Source organism: Burkholderia sp. Ac-20379, from assembly GCF_017104645.1.
Classification (GTDB): domain Bacteria; phylum Pseudomonadota; class Gammaproteobacteria; order Burkholderiales; family Burkholderiaceae; genus Burkholderia.
On sequence record NZ_JAAGPF010000128.1, the window covers coordinates 1 to 19684 of the forward strand.

Below are 19684 nucleotides of genomic sequence, written 5' to 3' on the forward strand. Positions count from 1 at the left end.
CGCCGCGGCGGGTGCGGCCGGCGCCGTGTCGCGGCGCGCCGACGGCTGACGCACCGGTTCGATGAACGGCGCGTCGTCGTCGCGCTCCTGGCGCGCCAGCGTATCGGCCGCTTCAGACGGCATCGGCCGCGGCATCTTGCGGCGCACTTTCGCGGCCTGCAGCGCGTTGTACGTCGCCATGCCGGCGACCACCACCACGCCTGCGCCTACCAACCCGAGTGTCAACTCGTCCATGCATGCTCCATCAGGAATTCTTTTTCCGGCGCGCCACGGCGAGGCGGCGCGCGCGATCAACCAATATTCTGGGCAAAACCGGCCGCGGTTTCCATGTCGACGGCCACGATCCGCGACACGCCCTGCTCCTGCATCGTCACGCCGATCAGTTGCTGCGCCATTTCCATCGCGATCTTGTTGTGCGAGATGAACAGGAACTGCGTTTTGTCGGACATCGCACGCACCAGGTTCGCGAAGCGCTCGGTGTTGGCGTCGTCGAGCGGCGCATCGACTTCGTCGAGCAGACAGAACGGCGCCGGATTGAGCTGGAACATCGCGAACACCAGCGCGGTGGCGGTCAGCGCCTTCTCGCCGCCCGACAGCAGGTGAATCGTCGCGTTCTTCTTGCCCGGCGGCTGCGCCATCACCTGCACGCCGGCGTCGAGAATTTCGTCGCCGGTCATGATCAGCTTGGCCTGGCCGCCGCCGAACAGCCTCGGGAACAGATCGCTGAAGTGGTGATTGACCTCGTCGAACGTGCCTTGCAGCAGCGTGCGCGTTTCCTGGTCGATCTTGTGGATCGCGTCTTCCAGCGTCGTGATCGCCGCCAGCAGGTCGGCCGATTGCGCGTCGAGGAACACCTTGCGCTCGCTCGCGGCCGCCAGTTCCTCGAGCGCCGCCATGTTGACCGGGCCGAGCGCCGTGATCGCGTTGTTGATGCGCGTGACCTCGCCCTGCAGATAGGACGGTTTCAGATCGGGCGTGAGCTTCGGCAGCAGCGCGGCTTCGTCCACGCCGGCCTCGGCCAGTTGCTCGCCGAACTGCTCGGACGACAGGCGCGCGGCCTGCTCCTTCAACTGCAGCTCGGTGATGCGGTCGCGCAGCGGCTGCAGCGAGCGCTCGGCAACCAGGCGCTGCTCGTCGGCGGCGCGCAGCTTGGCGGTCAGGTCGTCGAGCTCGATACGCGCGGCCGACAGCGCCTGCTCCTTGACCGAGCGGATATCGAGCGCGTCCTGCAACCCCGTGTGGGCCGTCTGCTCGTTGATGGTTTCGAGTTCGGCGCGGGCGTCTTCCAGCGAGCCGGCCACGCGTTCGATCTGGTCGTGCGCGACCTGGATCGTGCGCTTGAGCTCGTCGATGCGGTTCGCCGAGTTGCGCGCGGCGAAGCGGGCATCGTTGGCCGCGCGCTCGAGATCGCGCGCGTGCTGACGGGCGTCGGACAGCGACGCGTCGAGCGCCTCGAACGCGAGCTGATTGTCCTCGAACTTCGCCTGCAATTCGGCCAGTTCGCCGTCGTAGCGCTCGAAGTTCGCTTCGGATTCCGCGCGCAGCGCGCGCTGCTCCTCGATCTGCGCGCCGATTTCCTCGAGTTCCTCGCGGATCTGCGTGCTGCGCTGCGTATAACGCTCGTGCGCCTGCGCGAGCTTCAGCACGTCCATCTGCAAGGCGTGGACGCGCTGGGTGGCGCGTTCGGCCTGCGCGCGCACGTCGCCGAGCGCCTGCGCGGCCTGCGTATGCGCCGCATCGGCGCGCACCGCCGCCGTCTTGGCCTCGTCGGCCAGCAGCGCCTGGGCGCGCACCTGGCGGCCGAGATTCTCGATTTCCTGCTGGCGCGCCAGCATCCCGGCCTGCTCGGAATCGGCGGCGTACAACTGCACGCCGGCACGCGTCACGATATGACCGGCCTTGACCACGTACGCGCCGCCTGCCGGCAGTTGCGCACGCGTGGCGAGCGCCTGGCCGATGTCGTCGGCGACATACACCGTGCCGAGCCAATCGTTGAGCACGGCGCGCAGGCCCGCATCGTCGATGCGCAGCAGCGACAGCACCGGGCGCAAGCCGGCCGGCGCCGCGAGCGGCTCGCCGGCGGCGGGCGGCGAAAAGAACGCGAGCTTGGCCGGCGGCGCGTCGGTCGCGAACGCCTTGACCCAGTCGAGATTCGAGATTTCGAGCGCGGCGAGGCGCTCGCGCAGCACCGCCTCGAGCGCGTTTTCCCAGCCCGGTTCGACGTGCAGCTTCTTCCAGAGACGCGGCAGCGCGCCGAGCTCGTGCTTGTCGAGCCACGGCTGGATCTTGCCTTCGGTCTGGACGTTTTCCTGAAGCTGCTTGAGCGCGGCCAGGCGCGCTTCGAGCTGGTGGATCTGCGCGCTTTCGGACTGCACGCGCTCCTGCGCGGCGCGGCGTTCGGCGTCGAGACGCGGCAGCGTTTCCTGCGCGTCGCTCAGGCGCGCCTGCGCTTCGTGCAGCACCTCTTCCTGCTCGGCGAGCTGCATGCGCAGTTCCTCGAGCTGCGCCTCGTCGGGCGCGTCGAGGCCGCCGGCCTCGGATTTCAGGCGCTCGTGGCGCTGCTGCAGCTGCATCAGTTGCTGGTCGGCGTTGCGCTGGTGCGCGGCCTCCAGCTTGAGCGCCTGCTCCGTTTGCGAGATGCGGCCGCGCTCGTCGTTGAGCTGGGCCTGCGCGTCGCGCCAGCGCGCTTCGAGCGCGGGCAGCGCATCGTGCTTGGCAGCCGCGTCGTCCTCGGCCATCGCGGCCTTCTCGTCGGCCATCGCGCGCGCTTCCTCGGCTTCCTCCAGGTCGTCCTGGGCCTTCTGCGTTTGCGCCTGCCATTGCTCGCGCTGCGCCGTCAGCGCGGCGATCTGCGCCTGCACGCGATTGCGCGATTCGACGATGAACTTGATCTCGGCTTCGAGCCGGCTGACTTCGGCGTTGGCCTCGTAGAGCGCACCCTGCGCGCCCTGCATCGCATCGCTGGCCGCATAGTTGGCGACGCGCAGCGTTTCGAGCTGCGCCTCGACCTCGCGCAGCTTGGCCGTTTGCGCTTCGAGGTCGATCTGCGCCTGTTCGATCGCGCGCTGCTGCTTCTGCTGCTCGCCCTGCGCTTCGCTCTTGCGCAGCAGCCACAGCAGGCGCTGCTTTTCCTCGCCGTCGGCGAGCAGTGCCTTGTAGCGCGTGGCGACCACGGCCTGCGCCTCGAGCTTTTCGAGGTTCGCGCCGAGTTCGCGGACGATGTCCTCGACGCGCGTCAGGTTCTCGCGCGTGTCGTGCAGGCGGTTCTCGGTTTCGCGGCGGCGCTCCTTGTACTTCGACACGCCGGCGGCTTCTTCCAGGAACACGCGCAGCTCTTCGGGCTTCGCCTCGATGATCCGCGCGATCATGCCCTGCCCGATGATCGCGTAGGCGCGCGGGCCGAGGCCGGTGCCGAGGAAGATGTCCTGGATGTCGCGGCGGCGCGCCGGCAGGTTGTTGATGTAGTAGCTGGAGGTGCCGTCGCGCGTCAGCACGCGCTTGACGGCGATTTCGCCGTACTGGCCCCACTGGCCGGCCGCGCGGCCGTCGGAGTTATCGAAGATCAGCTCGACGCTGGCCCGGCTGCCGGGCTTGCGCGTGGTGGAGCCGTTGAAGATCACGTCCTGCATCGATTCGCCGCGCAGCTCGGAGGCGCGCGATTCGCCGAGCACCCAGCGCACGGCATCGATGATGTTGGATTTGCCGCAACCGTTCGGGCCGACCACGCCGACGAGCTGGCCCGGAACCTGGAAATGCGTGGGATCGACGAAGGATTTGAAGCCTGCGAGTTTGATCGAGCTCAGTCGCACGTCGGTATCGGTATGGAATAGGGATTGAAACGGACGGCAACCGGCGGCGCACTGCAGGCGCCACCCGTCCCGAAATTCGGACAACGGGACCGGACCGTCGCGCGGCCGGCCCCGTGAAGCGGAACCATCATACCATCGCGGGGGCGTCGTCCCGGGGATCCGGGTCCGGGGCCGAGGCCTTGTGGACGCGGCTCGACAGCAGCGAGGCGACGATGATGCAGGCACCGCCCGCCCACTCGCGCGCCCCGGGCAATTCGCCGGCGAACGCCCAGGCCGACAGCGCCGTCACGACGATTTCGAACAGCATGATGACCGAGGCCCGGTTGGCCGGCACGCGCGACAGCCCGTATTGCACCAGCAGGTTGTTGAGCGCCATCGTCACGCCGATCGCGGCCGCGATCAGCAGCGCCAGCCCCAGCGCATGCGGCGCGGGCACGGCGGGCAGGCCTTCGGCGAAGCTGGCCACGATGCCGAACGCCGCGCCGCCCGCGAACAGCGTGGCCGTGCGCATTTCGGGCTTCAGATCGGGCAGATCGCGCGAGAGCCGCACCACCAGCACGTTGCTCATCGCGAACGCGAGGCCCGCGGCGAGTCCGGCCCATTCGGCCGGATTCGACGGCAGCGGCAGCCCGAGGCGCGGCGACCACAGCATCAGCATCGCGCCGGCGATCGACAGCGCCGCCACGCCGGCGCCGGCCCAACTGAGCCGGTCGCGCAGCAGGAAATGGGCGTAGATCGCGGTCCAGGCCGGGGTCAGATAGAACAGCAGCATCACGCGCAGCACTTCGCCGTGGATCGTGCCCCACACGAAGCCGAGGTTGGTCACGCCGGCCGCCACGCCGAGCGCCGGCAGCGCCCAATGCCAGCGCAGCGTGCGCAACGAACGGCGGCGCCAGATCACGACGAATCCGCATGCGCACAGGCTCGTCAGCGCGCTGGCCGCGGTGCCCGTCAGGCCGAGCCCGGCCACGATCCGCAGCGGATACCAGATCAGCCCCCAGACCGAGGCCCCCACCAGAATCGCCAGCGTCGGCAGCGCCGTACGTTGATTGCCCATCATGTCCGTATGTCCGATAGTTCCTGTCGATGCATGACGGCGTGCTCGCCGTTTCGGCGGCTGCTCGCCAGCCGTTCATGCCCTGTTTTCGCCGTGTTCCTGCGCCGTTCACGATGCGCGCCGCAGCCCGTCCGGCAAGCCGCGCTCCCGCCCCTGGCGGGCGGCACGCTATAATCGGCGGCTCGCGGCGCGCACCGGGTGCGCACCTGCGGCGCCTCCGGCCGCCGCGCCGCCGCAGCCGATCCGATCCGGTCCCGCCCGACGGACCTCAACCGCCCCGACGCCCCAAGCCCGTGAATCCACGACTCGACACGCTCCAGCCCTACCCGTTCGAAAAGCTCCGCGCACTGTTCAAGGACGTCAAACCGTCCGACGCGCTCGCACCGATCAGCTTCGGCATCGGCGAGCCGAAACATCCGACGCCGGTGCTGATCCGCGACGCGGTGGCCAATTCGCTGGACGGGCTGGCCTCGTATCCGGCGACGGCAGGCTCGGACGCGCTGCGCGCCGCGATCGCGCGCTGGGTCGAGCAGCGCTACGGCCTGGCGGCGATCGATGCGGCCAGCGAAGTGCTGCCCGTGTCGGGCTCGCGCGAGGCGCTGTTCTCGCTGGCGCAGGCCGTGCTCGACGCCACGCCGCGCGCCGACGGCAAGAACGCGATCGTACTCTGTCCGAATCCGTTCTATCAAATCTACGAAGGCGCGGCGTTGCTGGCCGGTGCCGAACCCTATTTCGTCAACAGCGATCCGGCGCGCAACTTCGCGCCCGACTATTCGCAGGTGCCGGAAGACGTCTGGGCGCGCACCCAGTTGCTGTTCGTCTGCTCGCCCGGCAACCCGACCGGCGCCGTGCTGACGCTCGACGACTGGCGCGAGCTGTTCGCGCTGTCCGACCGCCACGGCTTCGTGATCGCCTCCGACGAGTGCTATTCGGAAATCTATTTCGACGAAGCGAACCCGCCGCTCGGCGGCCTCGACGCGGCGCGCCGCCTCGGGCGCGGCTTCGATCGGCTCGTGATGCTGTCGAGCCTGTCCAAGCGTTCGAACGTACCGGGCATGCGTTCGGGCTTCGTGGCCGGCGATGCGGCGATCCTCAAGCGCTTCCTGCTGTACCGCACCTATCACGGCGCGGCGCTCTCGCCGGTCTGGCAGAAAGCCAGCATCGTGGCCTGGGGCGACGAGGCGCACGTGCGCGAAAACCGCACGCTGTACGCGCAGAAGTTCAACACCGTCACGCCGATGCTGGCCGAGGTGCTCGACGTCGCGCTGCCGGACGCCGCGTTCTACCTGTGGGCCAACGTGGCGCGCACCGGCCTGTCCGACACCGAGTTCGCCCGCCGCCTGTACGCCGACTATAATGTGACGGTTCTGCCCGGCTCGTACCTCGCGCGCGATGCGCACGGCACGAATCCGGGCCGCGATTTCGTGCGGATCGCGCTCGTGGCCGGCGTGGCCGAATGCGTCGAGGGCGCGCAGCGCATCGTCGATTTCTGCCGCGGCCTCGCCGCCTGAGCCCGCCCGGCCCGCTCCCGTTTTCATCCTTCTTCCCACTTCCAGCGAAGCAACCAACATGTCGCAACAACTTCAGCAAATCATCGATACCGCGTGGGAAAACCGCGCCGAACTGTCGCCGAAGGCCGCCCCCGCCGAAGTCCGCGAAGCCGTCGCGCACGCGATCGAGCAGCTCGACAAGGGCGCCCTGCGCGTCGCCGAAAAGCAGAACGGCGACTGGATCGTCCATCAATGGCTGAAGAAGGCCGTGCTGCTGTCGTTCCGCCTGGAAGACAACGCGCCGATGCCGGCTGGCGGCTTCTCGCAGTTCTACGACAAGGTGCCGTCGAAGTTCGCGAACTACACGGCCGAAGATTTCGCCGCGGGCGGCTTCCGCGTGGTGCCGCCGGCCGTCGCGCGCCGCGGCTCGTTCATCGCGAAGAACGTCGTGCTGATGCCGTCGTACACCAACATCGGCGCCTACGTCGACGAAGGCACGATGGTCGACACCTGGGCGACGGTCGGTTCGTGCGCGCAGATCGGCAAGAACGTCCACCTGTCGGGCGGCGTGGGCATCGGCGGCGTGCTGGAGCCGCTGCAGGCCAACCCGGTCATCATCGAAGACAACTGCTTCATCGGCGCGCGCTCGGAAGTGGTCGAAGGCGTGATCGTCGAGGAAAACTCGGTGATCTCGATGGGCGTGTACCTGGGCCAGAGCACCAAGATCTACGATCGCGAAACCGGCGAAATCAGCTACGGCCGCATCCCGGCCGGCTCGGTCGTGGTGGCGGGCAACCTGCCGTCGAAGGACGGCTCGCACAGCCTGTACTGCGCCGTGATTGTCAAGAAGGTCGACGCCAAGACGCGCGCCAAGGTCGGTCTGAACGAACTGCTGCGAGGCGACTGATGTCCACCGTCGTCTACGGCATCCCGAACTGCGACACCGTGAAGAAAGCGCGCGTGTGGCTCGACGAGCACGGTGTGGCGTTCGACTTCCACGATTTCAAGAAGGCCGGCCTCACCGCCGCCATCGTGAAGGGCTGGTTGAAGGACGTGCCGCTGGACGTGCTCGTCAACCGCCGCGGCACCACCTGGCGCGGGCTGCCCGACGACGTCAAGGCCTCGGCCGACAGCGAAGCCGGCGCGATCGCGCTGATGCTGGAGAAACCCTCCGTCATCAAGCGTCCGGTGCTGGTCGTCGACGGCCGCGTCAAATCGGTCGGCTTCGTGTCCGATCAATACGCGGCGCTGTTCGCGGCCTGACCCCGCGCGCGAGACGCTTCGCGCGAACGGCGCGCCGCCCCGGTTTCGGCCGGGCCGGCGCACCACCCTGACCTGCCGGCCGTCGCGCCGGCATTTTTCATCGAAAGTGGTCCGAACCATGTCCGCCACCCTTGCCCTTACCGAACAACTGATCGCGCGCCCGTCCGTGACGCCCGACGATCAGCACTGCCAGCAGATCATGATCGAGCGCCTCTCGGCGATCGGCTTCGCGTGCGAGACGATCGCCTCGAACGGCGTGACGAACCTGTGGGCCGTCAAGCGCGGCGCCGACGGCCGCGACGGCAAGCTGCTCGCGTTCGCGGGCCACACCGATGTGGTGCCCACCGGCCCGCTCGAACAGTGGACGTCGCCGCCGTTCATCCCGGCCCATCGCGACGGCAAGCTGTACGGCCGCGGCGCCGCCGACATGAAGACGTCGCTGGCCGGCTTCGTGGTGGCGAGCGAGGAATTCGTGGCCGCCCACCCGGGCCATCGCGGCTCGATCGCGATGCTGATCACGAGCGACGAGGAAGGCCCGGCAACCGACGGCACCGTCAAGGTGTGCGAGGCGCTGAACGCACGCGGCGAACGGCTCGACTACTGCATCGTCGGCGAACCGACCTCCACCACGCTGCTCGGCGACGTGGTCAAGAACGGCCGGCGCGGCTCGATGTCGGGCGAACTCGTCGTGAAGGGCGTGCAGGGCCATATCGCCTACCCGCACCTCGCGAAGAATCCGATCCACCTGCTCGCGCCCGCGCTCGCGGAACTGGCCGCCGAGCGCTGGGACGACGGCAACGAATACTTCCCGCCCACCACCTGGCAGGTGTCGAACCTGCACGGCGGCACCGGCGCGACCAACGTGATCCCGGGCCACGTCACGCTGCTGTTCAACTTCCGCTTCTCGACGGCCAGCACGGTCGAAGGCCTGCAGTCGCGCGTCCATGCGATCCTCGACAAGCACGGCTTCGAGTACGAACTGAAGTGGTCGATCAGCGGCCATCCGTTCCTGACGCCGCGCGGCGAATTGTCCACGGCGCTCGAAAACGCGATCCGCGACGAAACCGGCCTCGCCACCGAACTGTCGACCACCGGCGGCACCTCGGACGGCCGCTTCATCGCGCGCATCTGCCCGCAGGTCATCGAATTCGGCCCGCCCAACGGTTCGATCCACAAGATCGACGAGCATATCGAGCTGCGCTTCATCGACCCGCTGAAGAACGTCTACCGCCGCGTGCTCGAACAACTGATCGCCTGACGCAACGGAGCCTGCCATGACCTCTTCCGCCACGCCCGCCACCACCTTCAAGACGATCCGCGACCTGATCCGCCATGCGGTGTCGCGCTTCTCGGCCGAACAACTGTCGTTCGGCCATGGCTCGGACAACGCCTACGACGAGGCGGTCTACCTGGTGCTGCATACGCTGCACCTGCCGATCGACACGCTCGAACCGTTCCTCGACGCGCGCCTGCTGCCCGACGAAATCGACGCGGTGCTGCAACGCGTCGAGCGGCGCGCCACCGAACGGCTGCCGGCCGCCTACCTGACCAACGAGGCGTGGATGCACGGCCACCGCTTCTATGTCGACGAACGCGTGATCGTGCCGCGCTCGTTCATCGGCGAGTTGCTCGACGACGGGCTGCAACCGTACGTGGCCGACCCGGAACACGTGGGCGCGGTGCTCGAACTGTGCACCGGCTCGGGCTGCCTCGCGATCCTGGCCGCCGAAGCGTTCCCGAACGCCGACATCGACGCGGTGGATCTGTCCGACGACGCGCTCGAAGTGGCCGAGATCAATGTGACCGACTACGGCCTCGACCACCGCATCGCGCTGCATCACGGCGATCTTTACGCGCCGCTGCCGACCGAGCGCCTCGACAATCCCGACCTGCGCTACGACGTGATCCTCAGCAATCCGCCGTACGTGAACGCCGAATCGATGGCCGCGCTGCCCGACGAATACCGCCACGAGCCCGAAATGGCGCTGGCCGGCGGCGAGGACGGCATGGACATCGTGCGCCGCCTGCTGCGCGACGCGAAGAAATGGCTCAAGGACGACGGCGTGCTCGTGGTCGAAATCGGCAACGAGCGACACAACGTCGAAGCGGCGTTCGGCGGGCTCGACCTGATCTGGCTGCCGACCAGCGCCGGCGACGACAGCGTGTTCCTGATCCACGCCGCCGACCTGCCCTACTCGGCCTGAGCGTGCGCTGAAGCGGCGGTGAAAACCGCCGCGAATCCGGCCGGGTTCGCCGCCACATGCGCGGATCCGGCCCTCCGTTGTGCATCGAGCCGCGCGGTTCGCTAAGATGCGGCAAGCGGCCCGGCGTTTCACGCGCCGGCCGCCCGACGCCGCTTCCGCCACGAACCGCCCGGAACCTCACGCAACGATGCATCTCGACTGGCTTCATCTCGGCACCCTCGTCGCGCTCGCCCATATCCTCGGGCTGATCGCCGCGTGCCACGCGATCCTCAACACCCGCACCTCGCAGGGCGCGATCGCCTGGGCGGTTTCGCTGACGGCGATGCCCTATCTCACGCTGATTCCCTACCTGTTCCTCGGCCGCAGCAAGTTCTCGGGCTACGTGGATGCGCGCCGCACCGAAACGGCCGCGCTGCGCACGCGCTCGCGCCCGGCAAGCTGGGACACGCACGGCAGCTCGCTCGGCGTGCCCAGCGACACGCTCGGCGCCTCGCCGGTGCGCGCGCTGACGCAACTCGGCGGAATGCCGTTCGTGGGCGGCAACGCCGTGCGGCTGCTGGTGAACGGCGAAGCCACGTTTTCGGCGATCCTGTCGGCGATCGAGGGCGCGCGCCACTACGCGATCGTGCAGTTCTTCATCGTGCGCGACGATGCGCTCGGCCAGATGCTGCGCGACGCGCTGCTGGCCTGCGCCGCGCGCGGCGTGCGCTGCTACCTGCTGTACGACAGCATCGGCAGCTTCGACCTGCCGCACAGCTACGTGAACGCCTTGCGCGCGGGCGGCGTGGACGTGCATACGTTCGCCACCAACAAGCGTTTCGTGAATCGTTTCCAGCTCAACTTCCGCAACCACCGCAAGATCGTGGTGGTGGACGGCGAGCGCGCGTTCGTGGGCGGCCACAACGTGGGCGTGGAATACCTCGGCGGCAACCCGAAACTCTCGCCGTGGCGCGACACGCACATCGAACTGCGCGGGCCGGTGGTGGCCAACGTGCAGTATGTGTTCGCCGAGGATTGGCACTGGGCCACGCAATCGCTGCCGGCGAGCGCCCCCGCGCAACCGCCCGTGGGCGACGAGGACATGCATTGCCTGGTCGTGCCGATGGGCCCGGCCGACAAGCAGGAAACCGGCTCGTTGTTCTTCGTCGAGGCGATCCACGCGGCGCGCGAGCGCGTATGGATCACCACGCCCTATCTGGTGCCCGACGAGGCCGTGATCTCGGCCCTGAAGCTGGCCGTGATGCGCGGCGTGGACGTGCGGATCCTGATTCCGAGCCGGCGCGACCACTATGTGGTGTTCGAGGCCTCGAAACTGTATGCACGCGATCTGGTGGACGCCGGCGTGCGGATCTTCCGCTACCGGCCCGGCTTCCTGCACCAGAAGGTGGTGCTGATCGACGACGCGGCGGCCGCCATCGGCAGTGCGAACCTCGACAACCGCTCGTTCCGCCTGAATTTCGAGATCATGGTGTTGACGGTCGACGCCAGCTTCGCCGCGGATGTCGACGCCATGCTCGAACAGGATTTCGCGCTGGCCGACGAAGTCGAACTCAGCGACCTCGACCGTGCGGGCGCGTGGCGGCGCGTGGTGATGCACGTCGCCCGGCTGTTCGCACCGATCCTCTGACCGTCGCCCCCGTGGTTCAGAGCAGCGCCTCGATGTCGGCCGCCACGTCCGCCGGCTTGGTGGTGGGCGCATAGCGCTTGACCACCTTGCCATCGCGGCCGATCAGGAATTTCGTGAAATTCCACTTGATCGCCTTCAGGCCCAGCACGCCCGGCGCCTCGTCGGTCAGCCAGCGAAACAGCGGATGGGCCTGGTCGCCCTTGACATCGACCTTCTCGAACAGCGGAAAACTCACGCCGAAACGCTGCTCGCAGAACGCGCCGATCTGCGCGGCATCGCCCGGCTCCTGCTTGCCGAACTGGTTGCACGGAAACCCGAGCACGGCCAGGCCACGGCTGCCGTAGCGCGTGTACAGCTCCTGCAGGCCCGCGTACTGCGGCGTGAATCCGCATTCGCTCGCGGTATTGACGATCAGCAGCACCTTGTCGCGGTAATCGCCGAGCGACACGTCGCTACCGTCGAGCGCCTTCGCGGTGAATGAATAAACGGTATCGGTCGGCATTGGATTCTCCCGGAAACAGGTTCGGCGGATCGGTTCTGGCATGCAGCATGCCACCGCGGCAGTCTATGCGAAACCGCCGCGGCGCGTGAGTCGACCGAACGGACAGTGCCCCGCACCGGGCCGCCGGTTTAAAATGGCGGTTTCCCCTTGCCCTTTCCGTCGTGATCCGTTTCAACCAGTTCAGTCTCGCGCGCGGCACCAAGCCGCTGTTCGAGGGCGCCACCTTCGCGCTCAACCCCGGTGAAAAGGCCGGCCTCGTCGGCGCGAACGGCGCGGGCAAATCCACGCTGTTTTCGGTGCTGCGTGGCGACTTGCACGCCGACGGCGGCGATTTTTCGATGCCGCCGTCGTGGCAGATCGCCCACGTCTCGCAGGAAACCCCGGCCGTCGATCGCACCGCGCTCGATTACACGCTCGACGGCGACGCCGTGCTGCGCCGCATCGAGGCGCGCATCGCCGCGGCCGCCGCCGCGCACGACGGCTCGGCCGAGGCGGAAGCGCACGTGGCGTTCGCCGATGCCGACGGCTACACGGCCCCGGCGCGTGCCGAGGCGCTGCTGCTCGGGCTCGGCTTCACGCTCGCGCAAACGCGCGAAAGCGTGGCGAATTTCTCGGGCGGCTGGCGCATGCGGCTGAACCTCGCGCAGGCGCTGATGTGCCGTTCCGACCTGCTGCTGCTCGACGAACCGACCAACCACCTGGATCTCGACGCGATCGTCTGGCTCGAGGATTGGCTGCACCGCTACACCGGCACGCTCGTCGTGATCTCGCACGATCGCGAATTCCTCGATGCGATCTGCAACGTCACGCTGCATCTCGAAGCGCGCCAGGTGAAGCGCTACGGCGGCAACTATTCGCAGTTCGAAGTGCTGCGCGCGCAGCAGATGGCGCTGCAGCAGAGCGCCTACGAAAAGCAGCAGAAAACCATCGAGCACCTGCAGAGCTTCATCAATCGCTTCAAGGCCAAGGCCACCAAGGCCAAGCAGGCGCAAAGCCGCGTCAAGGCGCTGGAGAAGATGGAACGGCTCGCGCCCACGCAGGCCGCGTCGGCGTTCAGCTTCGAATTCCGCACGCCCGATTCCGCACCGAACCCGATGCTCGTGATGGAAGACGTGGTGTGCGGCTATCGCGGCGAGGACGGCGCGGCGCTGCCGATCGTCGAGCGCGTCGCGCTGTCGATCCAGAACGGCCAGCGCATCGGCCTGCTCGGCGCCAACGGCCAGGGCAAATCCACGCTGATCAAGACGCTGGCCGGCACGCTCGAACCGCTCGCCGGCGGCGTGCGCGGCGGCAAGGGCCTGACGATCGGCTATTTCGCCCAGCATCAGCTCGAAACGCTGCGCCCCGACGATTCGCCGCTCGCACATCTGGCGCGCCTCGCGCCCGACACCCGCGAGCAGGAACTGCGCGATTTCCTCGGCGGGTTCAACTTCTCGGGCGACATGGCCTCGTCGCCGATCGCACCGTTCTCGGGCGGCGAAAAGGCACGGCTCGCGCTGGCGCTGATCATCTGGCTCAAGCCGAACCTGCTGCTGCTCGACGAACCGACCAACCACCTCGACCTCGAAACGCGCGACGCGCTCACGATGGCGCTCGCCCAGTTCGACGGCACGCTGATCGTCGTCTCGCACGACCGGCACCTGCTGCGCGCCACCACCGACGAGTTCATGCTGGTTGCCAAGCATCGCATCCAGCCGTTCGACGGCGATCTCGACGACTATCGCGACTGGCTCCTGCAACACGCCGCCGAACAACGCGCAGCCGCACGCGGCGATGCCGCGGCGGCGGCCGACAGCGGCGCCGGCGCGGCGAACCGCAAGGATCAGAAACGTCAGGAAGCGGAAACGCGGCAGCGCCTGTCGCAGGTCAAGAAGCCGCTGCAGGCGAAGGTCGCGAAGATCGAGAAGGAGATGGAAAAGCTGAATGCCGACAAGGCGCAGCTCGACGCCTTCGTGGCGGATTCGGGCAGCTATGCGGCCGAGAAGAAAACCGAGTTGACGGAGGCGATCCGCAGGCTCGGCGACGTCAACGCCAAGCTCGAAGCGCTCGAAATCGACTGGCTCGATCTGCAGGAGCAGCTCGAACAGATCGGCTGATGCGCATCGGCGAGCGCGGCGGCCGTTCAGCGCCGCGGCAGCGTCTCGCGCGGCATCTGCTCGTCGTCGTGCATCAGATAACGGCGCCCGTCGAGCGGCCGGCGCATGGTTTCCACCACCTCGGCTTCGGTCACATGCTCGGCCACCACGCGCCGCGCGATCCGCCCCTCGTCATCGACCCACTCGACGATCCGGCAGCCACCGCCGAACGGCGGCCGGATCGGCTCCGAAACACGGCAGCCGCGCAGATTGTAGAGGCGCTGATCGACGATTTGCTGGACTTGTTTCAAGGCGGGACCTTCCTTTCACACCTGCGGGACGCATTGCGGCCAAGCATAGGGGAAAACCGCCGCGCGACGAGTTACAGCCGCGCCTTGAAACGTTACATGGAGTTACGGTGCAACCGGGCCAACTTGGCCCTCATTCGAGGCCGCGCACGCGATCGATCGCCTGCTCGATGCGCTCGACCGCCATCACGGTGAGCCCCTCGATCGGCTGCTTGGGCGCATTGGCCTTGGGAATCAGCGCGGTGGTGAAACCGAGCTTGGCCGCCTCGCGCAGCCGCTCCTGACCGCGCGGCGACGGCCGGATCTCGCCGGCCAGCCCCACTTCCCCGAACACCACCAGCCCTTTCGGCAACGCTTTGTTACGCATCGACGAATGGATCGCCAGCAGCACCGCGAGGTCGGCGGCCGGTTCGGTAATCTTGACGCCCCCCACCGCGTTCAGGAACACGTCCTGATCGAAGCAGGCGATGCCGGCATGACGGTGCAGCACGGCCAGCAGCATGGCGAGCCGGTTCTGTTCGAGGCCCACCGCGAGCCGGCGCGGATTCGGCACGTTGGCCGTGTCGACCAGCGCCTGCACCTCGACCAGCAGCGGCCGCGAGCCCTCCTGCGTGACCAGCACGCACGAGCCGGGCACCACCTCTTCGTGCTGCGACAGGAACAGCGCCGACGGATTCGACACGCCGCGCAGGCCGCGCTCGGTCATCGCGAACACGCCCAGTTCGTTGACCGCGCCGAAGCGGTTCTTGAACGCGCGCACCAGCCGGTAGGCCGAATGGGTATCGCCCTCGAAGTACAGGACGGTATCGACGATGTGCTCGAGCACGCGCGGCCCAGCGAGCGCCCCTTCCTTCGTGACGTGGCCGACCATGATGATCGCGGTGCCGGATTGCTTGGCGATGCGCGTGAGCTGCGCCGCGCATTCGCGCACCTGCGCGACCGAGCCGGGCGCCGAGGTCAGCGCTTCCGAATAGACCGTCTGGATCGAATCGATGACGGCCACGTCGGGCCGCTCGGCGTCGATCGTCGCCTGGATCTTTTCGAGCTGGATTTCCGCGAGCAGCTTCAGATCGGCCGCGTCGCCGCCGTGATCGAGCAACGCCAGCCGCTGCGCGCGCAGCGCGATCTGGGCGGCCGATTCCTCGCCGCTGATATAGAGCGCGCGGCGTTCGCTGGCCAGTTGCGCCAGCGATTGCAGCAGCAGCGTGGATTTGCCGATGCCGGGATCGCCGCCGATCAGCACCACGCCGCCGGCCACCAGGCCGCCGCCAAGCACGCGATCGAATTCGCCGATGCCGGTGGAGAAGCGCGGCACGTCGGCCGCGTCGATGTCGGCCAGCCGCTGCACCGGCGCGCTCTTGGCAAGCGCCTGGAACCGATGCGTGGACGGCGATTCGGGCGCCGATTCGACCAGCGTGTTCCACGCATGGCAGGACGGGCACTGGCCCGCCCATTTCGGCGACTGCCCGCCGCATTCGGTGCAGATATAGACGGTTTTCTGTTTCGCCACGGATGCGCCCTTATTCCGCTCGAACGGGCACGCGCGGTGCGATGGCGCACATCAGCTCGTAACCGACCGTGGAACAGTGCGCGGCGACGTCGTCGATCGGCAAGGTCTCGCCCCACAGCTCGACGCGCGCGCCGATCCCGGCGCCGGGCACCGGCGTGAGATCGACCGTGATCATGTCCATCGAGACGCGGCCGACGATCCGGGTCAGCACGCCGTCCACCACGATCGGCGTGCCCTCGGGCGCGATGCGCGGATAGCCGTCCGCATAGCCGCAGGCCACCACGCCGATGCGCATCGGCGCGGGCGCGACGAATGCGCCGCCGTAGCCCACCGCCTGCCCCTGCGCGATGTTCTGCACCGCGATCAGTTGCGAGGCGAGCGTCATGGCCGGTTGCAGACCTGCGTCGACGATATCCGCCGCGCGGCCCGACGGCGATGCGCCGTAGAGCAGGATGCCGGGCCGGATCCAATCGAAATGGGTATCGGGATGCCACATCACGGCGGCCGAATTGGCCAGGCTGCGCGCACCGGCGATGCCTTCCGCGCCGCGCGAGAACGCGGCCATCTGGTCGGCCACGCCGCGCTCGCCGTCGGCGTCCGCGAAATGGGTCATCAGCGTGATCTGGCCGATGCCGGGGCAGGTGCGCGCCCGCTCCCAGGCCGCGCGGTATTTCGCCGGGCCGTAGCCGAGACGGTTCATGCCGCTGTTCATCTTCAACTGGATGTTGACGGGCTTGGACAGCCGCGCCGTTTCGAGCATCCGCAGCTGATCGTCGTTATGCACCGTGGTGGTCAGGCTGTAACGGTCGATCACGTCCACGTCGGTGGAGCGGAAAAAGCCCTCGAGCAGCAGGATCGGCCCCGCCCAGCCCAGTTCGCGCAGCCGCACCGCTTCTTCGAGGTCGAGCAGGCCGAACCCGTCGGTGCCGCGCAGCCCCGGAAACACGCGCGCGAGGCCATGCCCGTAGGCATTGGCCTTGACGACCGCCCACACCTTGGAACGCGGGGCGAAGCGGCGCGCTGCCGCTAGATTGTTAACAAGTGCAGCAGTGTGAATCGTGGCGGAAATCGGGCGCGGCATAAGGAAATTTCATAAACACGCAGGCGAATCAGCAGCTTACCGCACCTCGTGGGCGCCGTGCCGTGACGAACCCGGAACGATCGGGGATTCTTGCTAGTCGGATTTGACGTATTTTCGTGATATAAAGCCGTGCGCACAACCTATTTTGCACGGGATAGTCCGAATGCACGGCCCCTGCGGCCGAGCCGCAGCGAGGAAAGCATCGCTTCAGATGAAAAAAGGTTTTTACTCCATCATGGCCGCGCAGTTTTTCTCGTCGCTGGCCGACAGTGCGCTTCTCATCGCCGCCATCGCTCTGCTGAAAGATCTGCATGCGCCGAACTGGATGATTCCGCTGCTCAAGCTGTTTTTCGTCCTGTCGTACGTCGTTCTGGCCGCCTTCGTCGGCGCGTTCGCCGATTCGCGGCCGAAGGGCCGCGTGATGTTCATCACGAATTCGATCAAGGTGGTCGGTTGTCTGATCATGTTGATGGGCGCGCATCCGCTGATCGCCTACGGCATCGTCGGTTTCGGCGCGGCGGCCTACTCGCCCGCCAAGTACGGCATCCTGACCGAGCTGCTGCCGCCTGACCGGCTGGTCGCGGCCAATGGCTGGATCGAGGGCACCACGGTCGGTTCGATCATTCTCGGCACGGTGCTCGGCGGCGCGCTGATCAGCCCGCACATCGCCGCGCACGTGATCGCCTACACGCCCGCCGCCATCAACACCCCGGCCGAAGCCGCGATGCTCGTGATCATGGCGATCTACGTGGTGGCCGCGCTGTTCAACCTGCGGATTCCCGACACCGGCGCGCGCTATCCCAAACAGCAGCACGGGGTGGTCCGCCTCATCACCGATTTCGCCGAATGCTTCAACGTGCTCTGGCACGACAAGCTCGGCCAGATCTCGCTGGCCGTCACCACGCTGTTCTGGGGCGCCGGCGCGACGCTGCAGTTCATCGTGCTGAAGTGGGCCGAAGTGTCGCTCGGCATGTCGCTCTCGGAAGGCGCGATCCTGCAGGCGGTGGTGGCGCTCGGCGTGGCCGGCGGCGCGATGGCGGCCGCCAGCAAGATCCCGCTCAAGAAATCGCTGAAGGTGCTGCCGGTCGGCATCGTCATGGGCCTGGCCGTCATGATGATGGCGTTCTACACGCGCGACCTGCTGCCGCATCACTGGGTGCTGCACCTCGGCAGCTTCCGCGTTCCCGGCTATCTCGTGGTCGCCTATATCTTCCTGATGATCGTGGGCGCGCTGTCCGGCTTCTTCGTGGTGCCGATGAACGCGCTGCTCCAGCATCGCGGCCACGTCCTGCTGTCGGCCGGCCATTCGATCGCGGTGCAGAACTTCAACGAGAACCTGTCGGTGCTCGTGATGCTGTGCCTCTACGCGATGCTGGTGTGGCTCGACGTGCCGGTGGGCGTCGTGATCGTGCTGTTCGGCACCTTCGTGTGCCTGACCATGTGGCTCGTGATGCGCCGCCATATCGCCAATCAGCGGCAATTCGATTCGGTCGCGCTGATCGGCGAATCGCGCCACTGATCCACCGCCGTTCCTCCGGCGCGGCGCCGCCCGCCGCGCCGTCCGATCCTGCTTCCTGCAGCCGGCCTGCCCGGCCGGCATCCTCGCGATGACCCGCTCGCCCATTCCGAACGCCCTGACCATCGCCGGCTCCGATTCCGGCGGCGGCGCAGGCATCCAGGCCGACCTCAAGGCCTTTTCCGCACTCGGCGCCTACGGCGCGAGCGTCGTCACGGCGCTGACCGCGCAGAACACGCGCGGCGTCACGGCCGTGCATGCGCCCGACGCCGGGTTCGTGACGGCCCAGCTCGACGCCGTGTTCGACGACATCCGCATCGACGCCGTCAAGATCGGCATGCTGGCCAATGCCGGCATCGTCGGCGCGGTGGCCGACGCGCTGGTGCGCCATGCGCCCTCGTTCGTCGTGCTCGACACGGTCATGATCTCGAAAAGCCGCCATGCGCTGCTCGCACCCGAGGCGGTGGCCGCGCTGCGCGACACGCTGCTGCCGCTCGCCGATCTCGTCACGCCGAACCTGCCCGAGGCCGCCGCGCTGCTCGGCTGCGCCGAAGCCGCCGACGAAGCGCAGATGATCGAGCAGGGCCGCGCGCTCGTCGCTCGCGGCGCGAAAGCCGTGCTGATGAAGGGCGGCCACCTGCCCGACGCGGCCCGCAGCCCCGACTGGCTGATTCGCCCCGGCGACGAACGGCGCCTCGACGGCGCGCGGATTCCGGTCGCGCATACGCACGGCACCGGCTGCACGCTGTCGGCCGCGATCGCGGCGCTGCGGCCGCAACGCGACGATCTGGCCGGCGCGGTGAGCGACGCCAAGCACTATCTGGCCGACGCGATCGCCGCGAGCACGCAACTGAGCGTGGGCCACGGCGTCGGGCCGGTCCATCATTTCCATCGGTGGTGGTAAGCGAATAAGCCGGGCGAGCGCCCGGCCGGAACGATCGAGCGTCAGCGCGCGAGCTGCGCGAACGCCTCGGCGCGTTGCGGCCAGCCCTCGTCGACGATGAAGCCGCGGCGCGTTTCGTGCCAGACGCCGTGTTCGCCCGGCGCCAACGCCGCGACCAGCGACGGCGCGTCGCGCGCCGCCACGGCGTCGAACAGCGCCGACGCCTCGACCGGCTCCAGCGGATCGCCCGCTTCGAGCCGCCGCGGCGCGAGCCACGCAAGCCTCGGCAACACCACCCAGCGCGTGCCGGCCGGCTCGCGCGCCGCGAGCGCCGGCCAATCGCCGCGCGTGGCCCAGAA

Annotated in this window: 16 protein-coding genes and 1 pseudogene; 9 read left to right on the forward strand and 8 right to left on the reverse strand. The window is 68.0% G+C overall.

Annotation, left to right across the window (positions count from 1 at the left end; translation table 11 throughout):
• The 3 genes and pseudogenes from G3N92_RS17690 to G3N92_RS17700 form a co-directional block, all read right to left on the reverse strand.
• A pseudogene (locus tag G3N92_RS17690) lies at positions 1–234 on the reverse strand (cell division protein FtsZ); the annotation flags it as partial.
• Between the two features lie 56 nt (positions 235–290).
• Complete coding sequence (smc, locus tag G3N92_RS17695) at positions 291–3809, reverse strand: chromosome segregation protein SMC (protein WP_206128833.1); 3519 nt, start codon at positions 3807–3809, stop codon at positions 291–293.
• A 127-nt stretch (positions 3810–3936) separates the two neighbouring features.
• Positions 3937–4869, reverse strand: a complete 933-nt coding sequence (locus G3N92_RS17700; protein ID WP_206128834.1) for a DMT family transporter — start codon at positions 4867–4869, stop codon at positions 3937–3939.
• A 290-nt stretch (positions 4870–5159) separates the two neighbouring features.
• On the opposite strand from G3N92_RS17700, the gene dapC reads away from it, so the two are divergent.
• From dapC to cls, 6 genes are all read left to right on the forward strand, one after another.
• A complete protein-coding gene (gene dapC, locus G3N92_RS17705) occupies positions 5160–6377 on the forward strand; it encodes a succinyldiaminopimelate transaminase (RefSeq protein WP_206128835.1) in 1218 nt (405 codons plus the stop codon).
• 58 nt (positions 6378–6435) lie between these two features.
• On the forward strand, positions 6436–7263 hold the full coding sequence (gene dapD / locus G3N92_RS17710; RefSeq protein ID WP_206128836.1) for a 2,3,4,5-tetrahydropyridine-2,6-dicarboxylate N-succinyltransferase: 828 nt from the start codon (positions 6436–6438) through the stop codon (positions 7261–7263).
• Positions 7263–7619 carry an arsenate reductase gene (locus G3N92_RS17715; protein ID WP_206128837.1) on the forward strand — a complete coding sequence of 119 codons (357 nt, stop codon included), beginning with the start codon at positions 7263–7265 and terminating at the stop codon, positions 7617–7619. The genes dapD and G3N92_RS17715 overlap by 1 nt, the downstream gene beginning before the upstream one ends.
• Positions 7620–7737: 118 nt before the next feature.
• A complete protein-coding gene (dapE, locus tag G3N92_RS17720) occupies positions 7738–8877 on the forward strand; it encodes a succinyl-diaminopimelate desuccinylase (protein ID WP_206128838.1) in 1140 nt (379 codons plus the stop codon).
• Positions 8878–8893: 16 nt separating this feature from the next.
• Positions 8894–9823 (forward strand): 50S ribosomal protein L3 N(5)-glutamine methyltransferase, encoded by a 930-nt coding sequence (prmB, locus tag G3N92_RS17725; protein ID WP_206128839.1) that lies wholly within the window; start codon positions 8894–8896, stop codon positions 9821–9823.
• 187 nt (positions 9824–10010) lie between these two features.
• On the forward strand, positions 10011–11450 hold the full coding sequence (cls, locus tag G3N92_RS17730; protein WP_206128840.1) for a cardiolipin synthase: 1440 nt from the start codon (positions 10011–10013) through the stop codon (positions 11448–11450).
• 16 nt (positions 11451–11466) lie between these two features.
• On the opposite strand, the gene G3N92_RS17735 is transcribed toward cls, so the two are convergent.
• Positions 11467–11952: a glutathione peroxidase gene (locus G3N92_RS17735; protein ID WP_206128841.1), complete on the reverse strand. Its 486-nt coding sequence runs from the start codon at positions 11950–11952 to the stop codon at positions 11467–11469.
• A 161-nt stretch (positions 11953–12113) separates the two neighbouring features.
• Between G3N92_RS17735 and G3N92_RS17740 the strand changes: the two genes are divergently transcribed.
• Entirely contained in the window at positions 12114–14048 is a 1935-nt protein-coding gene (locus tag G3N92_RS17740; protein WP_206128842.1) for an ATP-binding cassette domain-containing protein, read from the forward strand.
• Between the two features lie 26 nt (positions 14049–14074).
• Here the strand turns inward: G3N92_RS17740 and G3N92_RS17745 are convergent, their stop codons facing one another.
• From G3N92_RS17745 to alr, 3 genes are all read right to left on the reverse strand, one after another.
• Positions 14075–14338 carry a DUF2866 domain-containing protein gene (locus G3N92_RS17745; protein ID WP_206128843.1) on the reverse strand — a complete coding sequence of 88 codons (264 nt, stop codon included), beginning with the start codon at positions 14336–14338 and terminating at the stop codon, positions 14075–14077.
• 130 nt (positions 14339–14468) lie between these two features.
• A complete protein-coding gene (radA, locus tag G3N92_RS17750; protein ID WP_206128844.1) occupies positions 14469–15845 on the reverse strand; it encodes a DNA repair protein RadA in 1377 nt (458 codons plus the stop codon).
• A 10-nt stretch (positions 15846–15855) separates the two neighbouring features.
• On the reverse strand, positions 15856–16926 hold the full coding sequence (alr, locus tag G3N92_RS17755; protein ID WP_206128845.1) for an alanine racemase: 1071 nt from the start codon (positions 16924–16926) through the stop codon (positions 15856–15858).
• Positions 16927–17137: 211 nt separating this feature from the next.
• Here alr and lplT point away from each other — a divergent pair, with 211 nt between their 5' ends.
• Both lplT and thiD read left to right on the forward strand, forming a co-directional pair.
• Positions 17138–18445, forward strand: coding sequence for a lysophospholipid transporter LplT (gene lplT / locus G3N92_RS17760; RefSeq protein ID WP_206128846.1), 1308 nt, complete (start codon positions 17138–17140; stop codon positions 18443–18445).
• A gap of 88 nt (positions 18446–18533) precedes the next feature.
• The gene (thiD, locus tag G3N92_RS17765; RefSeq protein WP_206128847.1) at positions 18534–19346 is read left to right on the forward strand and encodes a bifunctional hydroxymethylpyrimidine kinase/phosphomethylpyrimidine kinase; all 813 of its coding nucleotides are present in this window, start codon (positions 18534–18536) and stop codon (positions 19344–19346) included.
• A 41-nt stretch (positions 19347–19387) separates the two neighbouring features.
• Here the strand turns inward: thiD and G3N92_RS17770 are convergent.
• Positions 19388–19684, reverse strand: a 297-nt coding sequence (locus G3N92_RS17770) for a DUF1853 family protein (protein WP_206128848.1), incomplete at its 5' end; no start/stop codon positions are given.